This is a genomic window from Bradyrhizobium genosp. A, assembly GCF_049949275.1.
Lineage (GTDB): Bacteria > Pseudomonadota > Alphaproteobacteria > Rhizobiales > Xanthobacteraceae > Bradyrhizobium.
This window is the reverse complement of the sequence record NZ_CP188196.1, coordinates 7,564,533-7,582,006: the sequence shown is the minus strand read 5'-3', so window position 1 is coordinate 7,582,006 and position 17,474 is coordinate 7,564,533. Positions and strand designations below refer to the sequence as shown.

Here is a 17,474-nt window from a genome sequence, read left to right as displayed (position 1 = left end):
GGGCGGACGCTATTTTCGCAGGCCGGGATGAAATCAGGGTTAACGATGCCTGAGTTCTGGGCACAGGGTCACTACGGTATTACCTTAAAGTATGACAGGCTCTTTCATTCCGGTGGGTTGGCGGCCTATAAGGCCGCGCTTCCCCACGCTCACCTTTGGCGCACGATTCCCTAGAGAAGATCACGCATGGCCGGACATTCCCAATTCAAGAACATCATGCACCGCAAGGGGCGGCAGGATGCCCAGAAGTCGAAGCTGTTCGGCAAGCTGGCGCGGGAAATCACTGTCGCTGCCAAGCTCGGCACGCCCGACCCCAACATGAACCCGCGCCTGCGTGCGGCCATCATCGCGGCCCGCCAGGAGAACATGCCGAAGGACAATATCGAGCGCGCCGTGAAGAAGGCGCTTGGTAACGAGGGCGAGAACTATGACGAGATCCGCTACGAGGGCTATGGCCCCGGCGGTGTCGCCGTCATCGTCGAGGCGCTGACCGACAACCGCAACCGCGCCGCCTCCGATATCCGCTCCTTCTTCACCAAATCCGGCGGCAATCTCGGCGAAACCGGCTCGGTGTCCTTCATGTTCGACCGCACCGGCATCATCGAATACGACCGCAGCGTCGCCGATGACGATTCGATGCTCGATGCCGCGATCGAGGCCGGCGCCGACGACGTGGTGTCGGGCGAAGGCGGCCACGAGATCTACGCCTCGACCGAAAGCTATCGCGACGTCGCCAAGGCGCTGGAAGCCAAGTTCGGCGAGCCGCGCAAGGCTGCGCTGATCTGGAAACCGCAGAACACGGTCGCGGTCGACGACGAGACCGGCGAGAAGCTCTTGAAGCTGATGGACCTGCTCAACGAGCACGACGACGTCCAGAACGTCTACGCCAATTTCGAGATTTCGGACGCGCTGGTCGCGAAGATGGGCGGCTGAGGCCTCGGAGCGCCGCTCCACCTGCCAGGCCGCCTTTCTCCGGGGACTTCTGTTCTGTTTCTGTTTCGCTATCATGGGCCAACCGCTATCACTGGCCCATGACCGCGCTCCCGATTCGCCAACCCGTTCGCATCATCGGCATCGACCCCGGCCTGCGCCGCACCGGCTGGGGCGTGATCGAGGCCGACGGCAATCGCCTGATCTATGTTGCCTGCGGCTCGGTGGAACCGCCGGACGATTTGCCGTTGTCGAGCCGGCTGCTCGCGATCCATGAGGGGCTCACGGCGGTTCTCTCCAATCACAATCCGATGGAAGCCGCGGTCGAGCAGACCTTCGTGAACAAGGACGGTGTCGCGACGCTGAAGCTCGGCCAGGCCCGTGGCATCGCCATGCTGGCGCCGGCAATGTTCGGCATCTCTGTCGCCGAATACGCGCCGAACCAGGTGAAGAAGACGGTGGTCGGCGCCGGTCACGCCGACAAGCAACAGATCGCGATGATGCTGAAGATATTGCTGCCCAAGGCCGAGCCACCGTCGGCCGATGCCGCCGACGCGCTCGCCATCGCCATCACCCATGCCCATCATCGCCAGAGCGCGGCGCTCAGGCTGAAGGTGGTGGGACTATGATCGGCAAGCTCAAGGGCCTGATCGATTCCTACGGCGAAGATTATGTCGTCCTCGACGTCGGCGGCGTCGGCTATCAGGTGCATTGCTCGGCGCGCACGCTGCAGCATCTGCCTTCGCCGGGCGAGGCCGCCGTGCTGTCGATCGAGACTTACGTTCGCGAGGACCAGATCAAGCTGTTCGGCTTCCGCACCGACCAGGAGCGCGAATGGTTTCGCCTGCTCCAGACCGTACAGGGCGTGGGTGCCAAGGTCGCTCTCGCCGTGCTCGGCACGCTCGCGCCGGCCGATCTCGCCAATGCGATTGCTCTGCGCGACAAGGCTGCAGTGGCGCGCACCCCCGGCGTCGGGCCCAAGGTGGCTGAGCGCATCGTCACCGAGTTGAAGGACAAGGCGCCGGCCTTCGCCAATGTCGATCCCGCCGTCGTGCATCTCGCCGGCGCCGTCGACGAGCAGCGCGCGCCGCGGCCGGTGGCGGACGCGATCTCCGCGCTGGTCAATCTCGGCTACGGCCAGCCGCAGGCCGCCGCAGCCATCGCCTCGGCCTCGCGCAGTGCGGGTGAGAATGCCGAAACGGCGCAGCTCATTCGCCTTGGCTTGAAGGAGCTCGCGAAGTGAGCGCGGCAATGGTCAATCTCGTAGGGTGGGCAAAGCGAAGCGTGCCCACCACCTTTGGAGCGATCGGAGACATGGTGGGCACGGCGCGAAGGGCGCCTTTACCCACCCTACGAGGAGTTCGCTAAGTGAGCGATCCCAAGGCCAACCGCATGGTTTCGCCCGAGCGGCGCAGCGACGATGTCGGCGACACTGCGCTGCGTCCGCAATCGCTGTCCGACTTCGTCGGCCAGCAGCAGGCGCGCAAGAATCTCTCGATCTTCATCGAGGCGGCGCGCAAGCGCGGCGAGGCGCTGGATCACGTGCTGTTCGTCGGTCCGCCGGGTCTCGGCAAGACCACGCTGGCGCAGATTGTGGCCAAGGAGCTCGGTGTCGGCTTTCGCGCCACGTCAGGCCCCGTGATCGCCAAGGCCGGCGATCTCGCCGCGCTGCTGACCAATCTCGAAGAGCGCGACGTGCTCTTCATCGACGAGATCCATCGCCTGAGCCCGGCGGTGGAAGAGGTGCTCTATCCCGCGATGGAGGATTTTCAGCTCGACCTCATCATCGGTGAGGGCCCGGCTGCACGCTCGGTCAAGATCGAGCTGTCGAAATTCACCCTCGTCGGCGCCACCACGCGCGCAGGCCTGCTCACCAATCCCTTGCGCGATCGCTTCGGCATTCCGGTCCGCCTCAACTTCTATACGATCGAGGAGCTGGAGAGGATTGTCACCCGCGGCGCGCGCGTGCTCAATGTCGGCATGAGCGCCGACGGCGCCAACGAGATCGCGCGCCGGGCCCGCGGCACGCCGCGCATCGCCGGCCGCCTGTTGCGCCGCGTACGCGATTTCGCTTCAGCCGCCGATGCCGCCTCGATCGACCGCAAGATCGCCGACCATGCGCTGAGTGCGCTCGAGGTCGACGCCGCTGGCCTGGACGCCATGGACCGCCGCTACCTCACGACCATCGCGCAAAACTATGGTGGCGGCCCGGTCGGCGTGGAGACGATGGCGGCCGCGCTGTCGGAGCCGCGCGATGCGATCGAGGACATCATCGAGCCCTATCTCATTCAGTGCGGCTATCTCCAGCGCACGCCGCGCGGCCGTCTGCTCACCTCGCACGCCTTCCGCCATCTCGGCATCGCCGAGCCGTCGCGCGATGCGGCGGCCCAGTTCGGCCTGTTCGGCACCGACGAAAGCGAGGAGTGATCTGCGCCAGCGCGCATTGCCCTGGTGTCATGAACTTCCGGTAATCTCCCTGCAAATGATCTGCACAAGCGCACCGCAATTCCGCTCCAATCGGACCGCATCACGGAAGCGCATCAGAAACGGGCTTCCATGATCTCTCGGCGTCATCTCATCCGGTCTGTCGGCGGTCTTTCTGCGCTCGGCATCTCGACGGCCGCCTATGGCGTCGGCGTCGAGCCGGAGTTGCGGCCGCGCATCACCCGCTATCATCCGACCCCACGGCAATGGCCGGCGGATTTTCCGCTGAAGATCGCCGTCATCGCCGACATCCACGCCTGCGATCCCTGGATGTCGCTGCCGCGGATCGAGGCCATCGTCGATCAGGCCAATGCGCTCAAGCCCGATCTCATCGTGCTGCTCGGCGACTATGTCGCTGGTCATCACCATGTCACGCGCATCATCCCGGCCGGTGAATGGGCGGGTGTGCTGACTGGCCTCAAGGCGCCGCTCGGCGTTCATGCCGTCATGGGCAACCACGACTATTGGGACGACCAGGTCGTGCAGCGGGCCGGGCGCGGGCCGACGGTCGCCCATCGCGCGCTGGAAGCGGCTGGCATTCCCGTCTACGAGAACGACGCCGTGCGTCTCACCAGGAATGGTCGCCCGTTCTGGCTCGCCGGCCTCGGCGATCAACTCGCCTATGCGCCGCCGCAGCGCTATGGCCACGCTCAGCGCTCTGGTGCCGACGATCTCACCGCGACGCTCGCAAAGGTCACCGACGACGCGCCCGTGATCCTGCTCGCGCATGAGCCCTATATCGCGACGCGCGTGCCCGCGCGTGTCGCGCTTCAGCTTTCTGGCCACACCCATGGCGGTCAGGTCCGCCTGTTCGGCTGGTCGCCGGCGCTTCCGCCGCAGCACGGCGTTCCGCTCGTTTACGGCCATCTGCGGCTGAAGTGCGACGTCATCATCTCCGGCGGCCTCGGTTGCAGCGTCATACCGGTCCGCGTCGGCGTGCCGCCGGAGATCGTCGAGGTGACGCTTGGGCGGGCGCCGGTGGTGGCCTGACGACGGGGCGTGAAAACTACATCAGATGATGCTACATCTGAGGTAGAGGAGCGCTCATGATAGCGACAATTTCAATTAACGATGAGCTTTTCGCAAAAGTACGACAGTTTGTCGGCGTTGCAGAGACATCTGCCGTTGTCGAGCAAGCATTGAGGGCGTTCGTCCAGAGGCCGCACGCCGTCTTGCGCGCGCCGGAGGGATCCAGTCTGATGCCCGTGCGTCGCCACGACGCCGTCCCTGATATTCAGTGAGTTGTAGCTTGATGTCACATCTCGACGGCGAGATCCGCGACGGCCGCCACCACATGCAGGTCCGCGTCTATTACGAGGACACGGATTTCCCTGACTTGCCATTGTCGTAGTAGGCAAACGTGCTGATTTCTCCTGCCTTGCGGTTTTCGGGGAAAAGTTTCTCACCGAGAAGGGCGGCGCTGTTCATGTAGGGCGTATATTCGTAGGGCATCCGCTTGCGAACCGGATGCACTACAATGCAGCCGATCAAGTTGCGGAAGGCGATGCGAGTTTCGATCGCCTTCGGGGCGAACTTGAGCGCAGTGACCAGTCTTCGAGTCTCCGAACGGTATCGGTCACTGAATTTTGGGTGGTCGAATGGGATCCCACTTTCGCCGCCACTGCCCATCAGCCGCAAGCGCTCTTCAACGGTTTCCCGTTCCAGGTCGCATTCATCGATCCGCTTGAGTAACTCATCCGGTTTGCGACGGCTGTTCGCGATGGCATATGTCAGCCGTTCGATCTCGGTAGTCAACACACGGCGTCGACGGTCCAGTTTAGCGCGTTCGCTGCCGCCCTTGTTCCGACCGTTTTTGCATTCCTCCTTCCAAGCACGCATCGCCTCTTCAGTGGCCTTCGGCGAAAGCAATTTCGCTTCGATTTTTTCGGAGGCATCCTTGAGCAGGATGTCCATGTCAAAGCTACGGGTGTGCTCGCAGGTGCCCCGCTGATGCGCGTTGGCGCATGCGGCACGCGGCGCGCCATTCGGGGAGGATTGAGCGATTCGCATATGGCCGTTGCAGACACCGCACCGCAGAACGCCGGCAAGCGGGTGTTCATTGTTGCGCGGAATCACGAGGCGGCGGCGCGGCTTGCCAGTCGGCCCGAACATATGTACGGCACGCGCGCTACGAACCTTCTGCGCTCGGTCCCAGAGCGCTTGCGGAATGATCCGCAGCTCAGGCTTTTTGACTATGATATGGCGTTCTTCTGGATTGCGGCGCTTCTGTTTCTTCTGCGTCTCCGGGTTGAGAATTGTCGAGCAAACGTTCCAATGTATCTCGCCGATATATAGATCGTTGCCGATAATGCCGCGACCATGCCGACCGCCTGTGATGCACTGATGATTCCAGGTGGTGCGACCAGCCTTGTTCTTGTGACGAGTTGCCCCGGGTGAGGGCACGCCTTCGCGGGTGAGATCAGCGGCGATAGTTCGGGTCGAGCGGCCCATCGCATATTCGGTGAAAATGCGGAGCACGATCTTTGCTTCGTTCTCATCGATCACGCGTTCGCCGGGCGCGCCCGGCCTCGGCCGATAACCATAGGCGTGTGAGCCAGGAATTCTTCCGTTGGCAACAGCGTTGTCATGGCCGCGCCGAACCTTTTCGGCGAGCTGCGGCTTGTAAATCGTATTGTAGAGACTTGCGATGCTGATGTCGGTGGCGGTCGCATAGACGCCCTTCTGATCCATCAGCTCAACGCGGTTGAACTCGAAAATCTGCTTGAGACGCTGGATGGTTGCGGGATCGCGCGACAAGCGGTCGAAGTGCTCAACGACGACCACGTCAAAGTCATGATTTCGCACACCGTTGAGCAGGCGTTGATAGCCGTCCCGCGCACCTTCGGTAAGACCAGATTTTGCGGCATCCACAAATTCCCCGATGACATCGAGATTGCTGCGCAACGCAACCTTCCTGCAGAGCAATAGCTGACCGTCAATCGAGGTCGCCTTTTGCATGTCGCTGGAATAGCGGGCGTACAGTACGGCCGTTTTCTTGGATGACGCTGTCGTCATGCCGGTCCTCTATCGGCTGCCCCAAACCGTCGTTTTCATCCCGTGCGATCTGGCGTCCGATGGCGCGCGCCAGGTCAAACCAGATTTCCTCATTGTCGGGATTATCCCAGCTCTGAGGGTGGGAGGGGGCAAGCGGTCGAATGATAGCCCGTTGTCCTCGGAGCGATCGGATGCGGGTACGCATTTGCAAACTCGCCAGCGGAAGCTAACGTAAATTTCCGCCCTGCGCTACAGCGGGGCGGCTGTGATTACTTGCGGCGCTTGCTTCCGCCATTCGCATCTCCGATCGCTCCTGTGCCGGCCAGAACTTCTCTGCAATTTCACGACTTTGTTGCTGCGATGATCCGATCCAGATCGTCGTTCAGCCACAGCTTCCCTCGGCCGTGGCCGCGACCCGACAGGAATCACAGGACCACACGTGACCTTTGCCTGTGGAGCACTCATGGAAGTCTCGATCTGCGCACTTGTGAGTCCATTCATGTTGACCGCGGCGGCGGCGAATGAAAATGAGATTCTTCAAATATCTCAATGCTCCGTATCGGGTATTAGCGCACTCCTGCGATGGTGGTCGTAGGCGGGAGCAGACTCGCTAAGCAAAGCGGAGTAAAAATACTTGCGCGTGACGGCCACGAAGGTCCGAAGACCTGCGTCCAACTCTCTTAGGAGCTCTCCTGTGGCATTCCCGCGCTCACCGGCGGCAACGCCGTATGTTCGGAAGCGGTCCGCATCGACACGCCGACCGCCATCCCGAACATCAAGAAGATCATCGAGCACGAAAGGGGTCAGTTCACGGATAACGCGGATCGAGGAACAGCAAGCGCGAAGGGGGCGATCGTACGCCTATCCGTTAGGCATCAGCTCCTTCATCCCCGCGACCGCCTTGGTCCACTCCAACGATACCCGATCGACGGCTCGTAGATCGGCATCCTTGCCCGGATCGGCCTTGAACCAACTGGCGTTGCGCGCAGCTGCGCCAGAAGTCGGCGTCCGTCCCGAGATCGTCCGAATAGATGCTCTGGCCCACGAGCTGGACCTTGCGGACGAGCCCGTCGAAACCTTCCTCCATCGCGCGCAGCGCCTGACGGACGAGGTGGTGCCCCTGTGCCAGTTCGTCCCGAAGCAGCACGTTGCGGGCGATCTCGTCCCGACAACTTCGGCTCGAGAAGCTGGGCCGCCATCCGTCTGGCGCTGTGGCTGAGGTGATGACCGTAGATCCAGCGATGCCAGTCGCCCTCGCGCGCGACGGACGCGCGGATTAGGACACGACCGTGGACCGCTTGCAGGTGGCATGATCGCTCGATGCACAGAGATCACTTGCGTCTATTCATAGTTTTATATTAAGTGAGGCCTCACCAAGAATATTGGGAGGGTCCCCATGCATATGGTGCTGTTCCAACCAAAGGACGATCACGAAGCCCAAGCTATTGTAAAAGCTATGGAAAATGCCGCCCCAGGCATCCTTTTGCGGTATTTTTCTGAGGTTTCGAAGCCAGCCCCCGAGGCTGAACCGACGGAAGACGCTGTCGATCCGGTACTGGTTAAAGAGGTCGTGAAGGCTATTCAGCCCGCGCCTCGACATTTCGTGCTGAGCCTCTTGTACGGCGACAGTTCGTGGTGGATGTCCCGCGGCGACGCTCGGTCCAGTATCCGGCCAGAAACAATTGCCCTATCCCGACGGCTGAAGCCAGTTTTTCCGCTCCTCGCCTCGCCCATTGATGCGCTGGTCGTGCGACAGCGCGAGTACTTTCCTGAAGGCGGTTATAAGGGCATCAAGTACACACCCACCCTGTTGGGGGTAGCGGTACGTGAGGCGCTAAAGGCGGAGAGCCACGCCTGACCGCGCCGAGCGGGGTGCGACAAGCCGGTGCATGACTTAGGCAGCTTGTCCGCCCTGCCCGCGCGGCTCTTGAAGGCGTTCCAACAGCCGAATGAACCACAGTTGGCTTACGCGACAAATTCCCCGATCAAGTACGACACGAACTCTTCCGTAAAATTATATCGCGGCACCTCGTTAAATGCGATCTCGTAGATCGCGCCAAAGTGCACCATGATCGTTATAACCGCGAGTAAATCTTGGTGATCCTGATAGTAGTAGACAAAGAACGGCGTCGGTCCCGGATTGTAGCTCACCCCTTTCCTCAGGACGATAATTTGCCTTACCAAAGGCGGTCCCCGCAAATCCGCGCGCATCTCGGCGATGAGCCGAGGAGCATTCTTCCCGAGATCGGGACATGGTCGAGCCTTACGAACCACGAAGCCGCGCGCCTCAAGCGCCGCCATACGCTCAGCCGTTTCTTTCCAATCACGGAGAGCAGGATTGTAGGTCAATTCATCATCGTCGATGAGCTTTGCGTGTGTCTGGCACAGCCAGATGCCGTTGGTGATGTCGCTTCGTTGCTTGGGCGTCATCGTCTCTTCCTAGCGCGCTCCTCCCGGTGACGCTGCCGTTATGTGCGCAGCCACCCCCGTGTTGGCCACGCCATCATCGCCGTCTGGTCCTGATGTTGGCGCGCGGCAATCAGGATTGGAGCATTTCATGCCCACCCGTTTCGCCAGTCTCTCGACGACTGGTCTGCTGAAGTCATCCCTCGCCAAGCTGTCGCTCTCCTGTGCCAGGATAGGTTGTGCGCCTTCCTGATAGCTCGCATAGAGCGAGGAGGACCACTCTAGGTATTTAGGTACTGTGATCGGCTGACCGGTGCGGTCCGCGCTTGCGCCCGGGGGGTGGCTAGGGCGAGAAATTTTCAGGGGGGTATAACAACACAATCCAGTGCCGAGCGTGATCCGGGTCGGAATGGATGTCGCGTTAGCCCTCGCTCGGCTTCGTGGCTCGCGCTACGCACTTTGTAACGAATTCTGTGGCGTTGGCAGGCTGCCAATCGAAGCCAACCTGTTGCAGCAAATCCGCGCACAGCTCGCGGCCTGTGAAGTCTTTGGTTAGCTTTGCGTAGTGCTGTAGCACTGCTGGATCAACCTCTCCTCTCGTCGCGTCTAGATGATCAAAGCAGTTGGCGCGGTTGGCCGCCTCCTCGAACTGGCGCACATCATCGGAATGTTCGGCTGCTACTTCTCGCCAGTATCGGGCTCGTTCTTTGAAGATCGCGGCCAGATCATCGGCGACGGGCCGCACGGCGCGACTTTCGGTTTCAATCAATTGCTTAAGCGAGGCGATGTCGTCAGCTTGTGCCTGCTCGTCAAATTTACCGGTCGCACGATCAAACCTGCGAAACTGGCGAGTTTCAAGCAGCATGAGCTGCCTGCGGAGTTGTTCGATGGACAGGAAATCGTGGGGCATGTCATCCTCTTCCAAATAAGTCTGCGGTCACTCGCAAGGCATGGCGCATCGCTCAGCGAACAGAGATTGCTGTTCAGCGGTCTACAAGGCGTCACCCTCTTGCGAGTTGGGGTACTGGTCGCGAGCGATCTCGGTCGAGCGAGGTGGATGTTGGGTTAGGTCGCTTCCACACGTCAAGTCGCCGGACGCGGACGCGGCGAGCGTTCCATATAGGACAATCTGTCCGGTATGGAAAAAAGGGGCTGAAAATCACAAATGCATCAATGCAGTCAATTTTTAGTCGCGTGCGGAAAATTCTGCTACCAATTCTGAAACAGCATAACTGCTCTGGTCGGTTGGCTGCCCAAGTGAACATTCATTTAGGCAGAACGACTGCTTGATCGGATATTGTTTATGGCCTTTGAATTGATGCCCCGCCTGGCCCGACTGACTAAGGTCCACGGCATAACTTTGGATGGCAACGATCTTGTGGTCCAGTGCGCCACGAACGCGGGGGAGCGCGGCGACTTGAGAATGCCCATAGTGGAAGCATTGAAGCTCTCCGAATGGCTTTCGCGGCTACAGTATTCGATCACGCTGGACCCGAACGAATATTCAGTGACGTACGAGTACATGCCGCGATTGGCTCAATTGACCAAAGCTCATGGCATGGTGTTGAACGGCAGGGAGGTCGTAGTTCAATGCGCCACAGCCGTGGTGGAGTGGACCGACATAGCGACCTCAATTTGAGGAAGCGCTCAAGCTGCGCGAGACGCTCTCGACGTTGCTTAGTTCGTTTGTGCCTAGGTTAAAGGGAAAGAAAGGAGAGCCCGAGCGCGTTCTTCGTTTCCCGCGACCGGTCAGCTTGCAAGCGGTGCTTGAGATACAGCGATTTCATTACCGTAACAATCGCTATATCCAATCTCTCAGTAGAGACGAACTCGAACAACGTTTGCATGACGTGTTGGCGAACGTGCTGACGCTTCGCGATGACGGCAAGTACGCTTTAATTCAGCCGAAGCGGAATGGAATGCGTGCTCCGACGCGTAACATTGACTTTTTGTTGCTGTACGCCGAATTGGCGGAGGAATTTCTAATTCGGGGGCTGCTTGATGGTGAGCAATCGACCAACCCGCCGGAAAAGATTAGACGTTTGGCGGATGAGAGTTGGTGTCGTAGGCCGGATTGGGTGAGTGCCTCGCAGCATTCCCGCGAAAGCTATTTTAATGCGCCAAGAATGCTCTTCAAATTCGGGAAGGCAGGGCACATGCGCGCGTTGTATGAGCGGGGCGAATTGCTTGTCAAGCCAGCGTCGTATTTCGCAAGCGCGGATGGCGCGGCGCGTCAGGATAACGAGCTCACGATAAGTTGGTATCGTGACGGAAAAAAGATAGATTTTTCTACCAGCGATTATTATTGTTGGTGCTGCGCTTCCGTCTACGATTATCGCCTATTTATGGATTTCGGGAGTGATGCGTGTCTTGCGATAAACGACATTGATGCGTTCATTGAGAGATTTGCAAACGCTGTGGCAGCGCAGGTGGCCGGCGTGGGAAACGTACGCCTTATACCGGCGTACTACTACGACCCGCTTTCTGTTTCAGACGATCCAGCCGAATTCGTTACCGTTCAAGATGAAGCGATCCAGTGCGCGAAGCATTTTCGGTTTGCGTATCAGTGGGAGTTTCGAGTTGTCATCACGCGGTCTACGCCTCCACCGTTCCAGCCGTTCAAATTCGAAATGGGCTCGCTTCGAGACATTGCGGAACTGATTGTCGCGCCGGGTTCGTTAGATTGAAGTCACGAGCGACGTTCATCATTATCGAGAGCGCACATTTCTAACCAGCCGCTTTCTGATCCTGGAGAAAGAGCCAATGCTGCCATTGAACACACGAGCCAAACGGAGCGAGTTTCGCGCCAAAGCAGACAAACGCGCAAATCATCACGCGCCGCAAATCGAGGACATTTTGCCAATCGTAATCGAGGCGGTCTTTGAGCATGCCGATCCCGGCAGTCTCTTTGGCTCGCTTTACAATGGGAAGTTGACCGGCAGAAGCGGCTGGGCACAATTTAACGGTCGCCGCGTTTGGGGCGGCTACAAAAATCAGCGCATCGAATTTCGGGAAGAAAATCGCCTTGGCCGAGCTATTGCTCGTTTCGACAACCAGTCTTCAAAGGCCGAGGTGGAGCGGCAAATCCGTGCCTTCCGGCGGCGAAAGTGATGAGGGCCGTGTTCGGACAAGCCGAGATACCTTTTGATGATCAACGGCAGGATAAGCGCTAACTTGTCCGATGGCGCTTGAAAACGCTCAACAGCCGGAACCCTTCAAGCTGAATACGAGGGTTTAAGTGGTCCACCCAAACGATATTCCGCGTCGCCGCTCTCAGACACTGCCAGTCCTGATGAACGGCGATCGGCGGGCTTCTCTGAGTGAAGTCTCCCTATGCAGGCGTCGCCGCGCGGGTGGTTTAGGGCATGTCCTTCTGTTGGTGATAACGTGAGAACGCAAGTCAGTCCCGGCGACCGACGGCAAGCGAATTCGCTACGCCAACGTACCGGCTGATCGCGGTGGCCTGTCCTTCTCAGTATCGAACGCGCGTTTAGTTCGTGCCACAGCCCCAGAAGTCGAAGTAGGCTCGCACACCCGTCGACAGGACCTTTCCGGCCGCGCAGGTCTACAAAAGCCTTTTGCCGTCGGGTAAGGGCGACAAACGCGACTGGCTCCGACTGATCTTCGCCGAGAACGCCTGGCAACTCGTCCAGGACTACACAGTGGACCTCGGGCACATCCCGATCCGATTTGCGAACCGTATCTACCTTCGGACCTGTCCGAACCGGACATCGACATCCGCAGCCTGGCGTTGAAGTCCCCGACGACGCGATTAAGATTGAGAACGTTCTGAAATGACGGCTTTGCGCCTTGGCTTTTGGCAGTAGTGGTCATCTGCCAGCTCGTCGGAAGCTCTGCGCCAGAGTTTGTTCATACAACGGGCTCGTTGCTCACCGATAAGCCCAAAACTACCGCAGACATACAAGTTCTCGCTCGCCAAAGAGGGATCCCCGGTGTAGCGACAGCATTTCATGAGTGGATAGGCGACCGCGCCAACTCAGCGACCCGAAAGTATCCGGTCTTCATAGTCGCCGCTCAGGGAGGCGGACAGTATGCCGCCTATCATACCGCCCTTTCGCTTGCTCGTCTTTATGACGTCTGCCCAAAGCTCAGGAATCATGTATTTGCGATCAGCTCGGTGTCTGGTGGTAGCTTCGGCGCGGCAATGTTTACCGAATTGCTTCGCCAGAAAGGGACACTCGACGACCGCTGTTCGACCAAGGTCGTAGCTCCCGGTCCGTTGGAAACGTCGGTGCGAGACTTCTTTTCGAGCGATTTCGTTACTCCGGTCTTGGCCACCGGGCTTCTGTTCGACCTTCCTACGCTGCTGATCCCGCAGCTTCGTCTTCTTCCCGATAGGGCTCGAACGCTGGAGCTCGCCTATCATCAGGCAATCTCGCCTAAATCAGAGACGACCGAAACGCAATTCTATTCAACATGGTCCCCATCGGGCACCGCCCCCGCCTTGTTCTTCAACAGTACAAGCGCAAACTATGGAAGGCCAGTCATCGTATCTCAACTCTATATGGCCGACCAACGACCGGTTCAACTGCTCGAACAGCTCGTGGCGCAATCAATGAGATTATTCGGAAGGCGCTTTTCCACCAAGGAAGAACAAGAGCGAGCGGATCGCTTCAGACTTCTAATCATCGATGGCATTCAGGCCAACACTTATACACGTCCAAACTACTTCAACATTCTAGAGTACCGGCCGGATCTACAGATGTCCAGGGCCACCGCTTCCGTTCTGAGCGCAAGATTTCCGTACGTCACTCCACCAGGCCTGTTGCATTCGGACAAAGTTTACGCCGCGGCAGATACTACATTGCGGGAGACCACGGACCTTCAGCTCATCGATGGAGGTTTCTGGGACAATAGCGGAATCTCAACGGCAATCGGGATTATGAGACAATTGCGATCGGCGAACGAAACGAAGGAGCTCGCCGGCAATCTCGAATTCCACCTGATTTCGTTCGGTCACGCTCGCTCGGCGTTGCAAATGGAAGGATCCCGGGACGCCCAATCCGAACTATTTGCTCCGATAACGACTTTTGAAGCGGTTCGTGAATCACGCCGATTTCGGAGTACAGATGCAGAAGCGGCTGGCTTTCAGGCTGTGCATAGTTACGAACTTTTCGATCATCAATTTCAGGCACCGCTATCATGGACCCTATCATCACGCATTCGGCGGGAAATCGAGGCAAGAAGCGGAGGCGAAGTCGCGCCGTCGTTATGTTGCGCTTTGCCAGAGGTTCCGATCTTTGCTTCGATGCTGCCGGATTTCACCCTGAACCTGGAGCCCATGAAGCAATACCTCGCGCCCGGCTACTTATCGAAGCCGGAGAAAGACGGGTTTCGACTGGTAACGCCAAACCTTAGGGCATTTCGCGCGATCATATGGCTCGTTCAACAGACGTCACAGAATGCGACTCCGACTGCAAAGTAAGAGCTAATCAGGGGGGTTAGCGCGAGATCGTCCCTGCGTTTGCGCAGCCATAGCCGCGACGGTTGGAAAAGCGTCAAGCTTGTCCTCGTCAATCTCGCCTATGCTCATACGAAACGACTAGAGGAAAAGGTTAAAGTTTAGGGTAACTACGATCGGTCAGGGCGTCGGCGCGGGAGAGGGGCTTTAATCAGATGACCGCTGCCGCAGCTCAAAAGGCGCTCGACCAACGAGACGAGGTAGCCACCTAGGGTAATGCCTAGTGGGCTGCAGCAGACAACTGATTAGAATATTGGGTGAACCTTCCTTTCGGCAAACGTCATCTCCCGTCGATCCCGCTCTCATCTTTGAGGACACGTCGCCCGGTCTCCGCCTGAATTCCTGACGCCATTCCGGAGCAAGGCTTGCCAACGTTGGCGTTCTGGCGAATCGCTTGGCAGGGACTTTGCGGACCACGGCGTGGTTTTTGTCGGGTGGCTTCGAGCCTCCGCCGCGAATCAAGGGGAGCGACATGATCATTGTCGCCGCACGAACCCGCTCATCTGCCGCTCGATCTGACGCTCAGCGAGCCAGCAGGAGGGCTCGAGCTGGGCACTCCAAGACTGCGCGTTCGTCTTTGACTTAAGATCATGAGCCAAACCTAGGGAAAACCCTAGGACTGCTTTTGCCTTGCGCGGTGACAAGGTCGACAAGAGAAAATCTTTTGGAGTGCGGAAGACGAAGGTAGCAAGCCGCGTCTTCCGGGCATGTGGTAAACATGAAGAATCATTCAACCGTGAGCATCAGGGCAGTATGCCGATCACCTTCATACATTTATCGGACATCCATTTCGGGCAGGAGAAGGGCGGCGCGGTCATCACCAACAACGATGTCAAGGAGCGTCTCATCGAGGACGCTGCCGCTCAAATGAAAGCGCATGCCGGCGGGCGACCCGCTGCAGGCATCATTGTTACGGGCGACGTCGCCTATGCCGGCCAGAGCAGCGAATACCACGACGCCGCAGCCTGGCTGGATCGTCTCACCAACGCGGTGAAGTGCGACAAGACTTCCGTCCAGGTCGTTCCCGGCAATCACGATATCGACCGCAAAAAGATCACGCGTGGTTGTCGGATGATGCTGGACGCCATCGTCGAGAAGGGGGAAGAGCTTCTCGACGAATTTCTAAAGACCGAGCTCGATCGCCAATCGCTCTACAATCGTTTCGCGGCCTATCGTCCCTTCGCCGAGGGATACAACTGTCCGCTGGACGGAGGCGGCGGAATTGCAAGTGAACGCAGCTACGAGCTGGCACCGGGGCGGATCCTGCGGGTCATCGGTTTGAATTCGGCGCTGATCTGCTCGATCAACGACGAAGAAGGGCGTCTTCTGCTCGGAGCACGACAGCGGGTTTTGCCTCGCAGACCGGGAGAAGAGCTGGTCGTACTTTGCCATCATCCGCTGCATTGGCTGCAGGACTCGGAAGATGCCCGTCGGTATGTCCGCAGTCGTTCTCGTGTTTTCGTATCGGGCCATGAACACAATCCGGCGCTCAAGCTCGAAAATACCGGCCCGGGAAGCGACCTCATGATGCTGGCTGCGGGTGCGACCGTCCCGCCGAAAGCCGAAAATGGGTTTACCTACACCTACAACCTTCTCACATTCGACTGGGATCCGGCATCGGACGGATTAATGGTTACAATCGTCCCGCGAGCCTGGTCGGACGACAAGAAAGACTTCGATGAAGACGACCATCGACTTGGCGGGCGACAACGTTCGATCGTTCTTGGCTCTCCGAACTTTCGAGCCGCCTCTCGGCCCGAGGCGGCGGCCGCCGCTGTGCCACCCGCTGAACCGCCTGCTAAAGAAGCGCAGCTGGACGAGAACAACGCCGGAGGTGTCGATGTGGCTGCAGACATTCCGCTTCTGCTGCTGCAGTTCTTTCGTGATCTGTCGCCGGGTCAGCGCCTGGAAGTTCTCGTGAAGCTGAAGGCCCTGCCCGCCGAGTGGCCGGATCCGCTGACACATGCGATGGAACGAGGCGCTTTCGATCGTCTGGTCCACATCGGGCGGGGCACTGAACTTCAGGATGCGACAAACGAAATTCTTCAACGACAGCCGCAGCCGCGCAGGGGGACCGAATGACCGATATTGCGACACATGTGAGGATCTTCGACGCCAATCCGTCGGACGACCTCGTGATGAAACGGACCGCAGCCGTGAAGGATTTAGCTGGCCGATACAACAAAAGCCGGACGGCGCTTCAGATATTCCAGAGCGCAAATGACCTAGCCGCTGCGATCGCAGTGAAGGGACAGGTCTCCGAGGCCATGTCCAAAGAGGTCGAAGCGGCCGTACGCAAGGCTGGAGCGGAGGCCTTCGTTGCCGGAGAACAGCCCCTGCAAGTCACTGTCTGCGCCCTTTTGGGGGCTCTGCAAGCCATCGAGCAGTCTACTCCGACTACGGGCAACACACTTACCCCCGCCGTTTTTGCCGTCGGCCTTTGGTCGGCTCTGGCCTTCCAGTCCGCCAGAAGTGACGCGAAGCTGGAGGCGTTGAGGACGGAGCTGCTGGGAGCCTGTCGATCGCTTACGATTCGGTCCGCGACGACCAGCAGACAGCGAGCGAACGTTCCCGACATCGATGTCAAACCACCCGAGCCATTCGATGCCGCGCAAACGGCCAAGGCCCTCAACAAGGGGGCTTCGGAAGCGATAGCAGCTCTACGCGCCAACGCCGCGATAGACCGCGAAGAGCTCGAGCTGCTCTGGTGGGTCTTGGCCGATTGGAGCGATCTATTGCAGCAACGCTATTCGCTGTGCCAAAACCCCGCAGCCGGAGCAGTTTCGAGTGGACTCGAAGCGGGGCAATTGCTCCGACGTATGCCAGGAGAAGCTCACCGGAACCTCGTTCTCCGCAACGTGGGAAAGACCGTTCCAATGAATCTCGCGGAGCTCCTTCGCGAGCTCGATGAGGATCGGGAGAAGTTGGCCACACCTTTCCGCGGCAATAGTACTGTTTTGGCCTGCCCGTCGGTGTTTCCGCTTTTGAGCGCGCTGCTCAGCGGATCAAGCGCACATGCCAACACAAAGACCAAGCGTTCCATCTCGGAGTGGGCGGAGCGGGCGCTCTTGGAACGGTCCGCCCTTCACGTGACCTCTGTCTTGCCGGCGGTAGCCATCTAATGGGCGCCCCCTGTAGCCAGGACAATTGCACGGTCGGCGAGACCGGCACATGCCTT

16 protein-coding genes and 1 pseudogene are annotated in these 17,474 nt (G+C 59.1%); 14 read left to right on the top strand and 3 right to left on the bottom strand.

Features of this window, described 5'->3' with window-relative positions; all coding sequences use genetic code 11:
• Positions 1 to 186: 186 nt before the first annotated feature.
• The 7 genes and pseudogenes from ACP2YP_RS35510 to ACP2YP_RS35480 all read left to right on the top strand — a co-directional run.
• Positions 187 to 933, top strand: a complete 747-nt coding sequence (locus ACP2YP_RS35510; RefSeq protein ID WP_426420965.1) for a YebC/PmpR family DNA-binding transcriptional regulator — start codon at positions 187 to 189, stop codon at positions 931 to 933.
• A 98-nt stretch (positions 934 to 1,031) separates the two neighbouring features.
• Positions 1,032 to 1,559, top strand: a complete 528-nt coding sequence (ruvC, locus tag ACP2YP_RS35505) for a crossover junction endodeoxyribonuclease RuvC (protein ID WP_200471882.1) — start codon at positions 1,032 to 1,034, stop codon at positions 1,557 to 1,559.
• A complete protein-coding gene (ruvA, locus tag ACP2YP_RS35500; protein WP_254133958.1) occupies positions 1,556 to 2,173 on the top strand; it encodes a Holliday junction branch migration protein RuvA in 618 nt (205 codons plus the stop codon). The genes ruvC and ruvA overlap by 4 nt, the downstream gene beginning before the upstream one ends.
• 125 nt (positions 2,174 to 2,298) lie before the next feature.
• Positions 2,299 to 3,357 (top strand): Holliday junction branch migration DNA helicase RuvB, encoded by a 1,059-nt coding sequence (ruvB, locus tag ACP2YP_RS35495; protein WP_426420964.1) that lies wholly within the window; start codon positions 2,299 to 2,301, stop codon positions 3,355 to 3,357.
• 129 nt (positions 3,358 to 3,486) lie between these two features.
• Positions 3,487 to 4,404 carry a metallophosphoesterase gene (locus ACP2YP_RS35490; protein ID WP_426420963.1) on the top strand — a complete coding sequence of 306 codons (918 nt, stop codon included), beginning with the start codon at positions 3,487 to 3,489 and terminating at the stop codon, positions 4,402 to 4,404.
• 56 nt (positions 4,405 to 4,460) lie between these two features.
• Positions 4,461 to 4,655: a type II toxin-antitoxin system VapB family antitoxin gene (locus tag ACP2YP_RS35485; RefSeq protein WP_426420962.1), complete on the top strand. Its 195-nt coding sequence runs from the start codon at positions 4,461 to 4,463 to the stop codon at positions 4,653 to 4,655.
• A gap of 11 nt (positions 4,656 to 4,666) precedes the next feature.
• Positions 4,667 to 4,744, top strand: a pseudogene (locus ACP2YP_RS35480) (acyl-CoA thioester hydrolase); the annotation flags it as partial.
• Here the strand turns inward: ACP2YP_RS35480 and ACP2YP_RS35475 are convergent.
• Positions 4,726 to 6,429 carry a recombinase family protein gene (locus tag ACP2YP_RS35475; RefSeq protein ID WP_426420961.1) on the bottom strand — a complete coding sequence of 568 codons (1,704 nt, stop codon included), beginning with the start codon at positions 6,427 to 6,429 and terminating at the stop codon, positions 4,726 to 4,728. The pseudogene ACP2YP_RS35480 and the gene ACP2YP_RS35475 sit on opposite strands and share 19 nt — an antisense overlap.
• A 1,375-nt stretch (positions 6,430 to 7,804) precedes the next feature.
• Between ACP2YP_RS35475 and ACP2YP_RS35470 the strand changes: the two genes are divergently transcribed.
• The gene (locus tag ACP2YP_RS35470) at positions 7,805 to 8,266 is read left to right on the top strand and encodes a hypothetical protein (RefSeq protein ID WP_426420960.1); all 462 of its coding nucleotides are present in this window, start codon (positions 7,805 to 7,807) and stop codon (positions 8,264 to 8,266) included.
• A 107-nt stretch (positions 8,267 to 8,373) separates the two neighbouring features.
• Here ACP2YP_RS35470 and ACP2YP_RS35465 read toward each other — a convergent pair whose 3' ends face one another.
• Together ACP2YP_RS35465 and ACP2YP_RS35460 are read right to left on the bottom strand one after the other, a co-directional pair.
• Entirely contained in the window at positions 8,374 to 8,838 is a 465-nt protein-coding gene (locus ACP2YP_RS35465) for a hypothetical protein (RefSeq protein WP_426420959.1), read from the bottom strand.
• 397 nt (positions 8,839 to 9,235) lie between these two features.
• Positions 9,236 to 9,724 carry a hypothetical protein gene (locus tag ACP2YP_RS35460; protein WP_426420958.1) on the bottom strand — a complete coding sequence of 163 codons (489 nt, stop codon included), beginning with the start codon at positions 9,722 to 9,724 and terminating at the stop codon, positions 9,236 to 9,238.
• 393 nt (positions 9,725 to 10,117) lie between these two features.
• On the opposite strand from ACP2YP_RS35460, the gene ACP2YP_RS35455 reads away from it, so the two are divergent.
• The 6 genes from ACP2YP_RS35455 (at position 10,118) to ACP2YP_RS35430 (ending at position 17,418) form a co-directional block, all read left to right on the top strand.
• Positions 10,118 to 10,453 (top strand): hypothetical protein, encoded by a 336-nt coding sequence (locus ACP2YP_RS35455; protein WP_426420957.1) that lies wholly within the window; start codon positions 10,118 to 10,120, stop codon positions 10,451 to 10,453.
• A gap of 115 nt (positions 10,454 to 10,568) precedes the next feature.
• Positions 10,569 to 11,501 (top strand): hypothetical protein, encoded by a 933-nt coding sequence (locus ACP2YP_RS35450; protein ID WP_426420956.1) that lies wholly within the window; start codon positions 10,569 to 10,571, stop codon positions 11,499 to 11,501.
• 76 nt (positions 11,502 to 11,577) lie between these two features.
• Positions 11,578 to 11,925 (top strand): hypothetical protein, encoded by a 348-nt coding sequence (locus tag ACP2YP_RS35445; protein WP_426420955.1) that lies wholly within the window; start codon positions 11,578 to 11,580, stop codon positions 11,923 to 11,925.
• Positions 11,926 to 12,631: 706 nt separating this feature from the next.
• Positions 12,632 to 14,260, top strand: a complete 1,629-nt coding sequence (locus ACP2YP_RS35440) for a hypothetical protein (RefSeq protein ID WP_426420954.1) — start codon at positions 12,632 to 12,634, stop codon at positions 14,258 to 14,260.
• 666 nt (positions 14,261 to 14,926) lie between these two features.
• On the top strand, positions 14,927 to 16,378 hold the full coding sequence (locus tag ACP2YP_RS35435; RefSeq protein ID WP_426420953.1) for a metallophosphoesterase: 1,452 nt from the start codon (positions 14,927 to 14,929) through the stop codon (positions 16,376 to 16,378).
• Positions 16,375 to 17,418 (top strand): GTPase-associated system all-helical protein GASH, encoded by a 1,044-nt coding sequence (locus ACP2YP_RS35430; RefSeq protein WP_426420952.1) that lies wholly within the window; start codon positions 16,375 to 16,377, stop codon positions 17,416 to 17,418. Before ACP2YP_RS35435 ends, ACP2YP_RS35430 begins: the two co-directional genes overlap by 4 nt.
• Positions 17,419 to 17,474 lie beyond the last annotated feature (56 nt).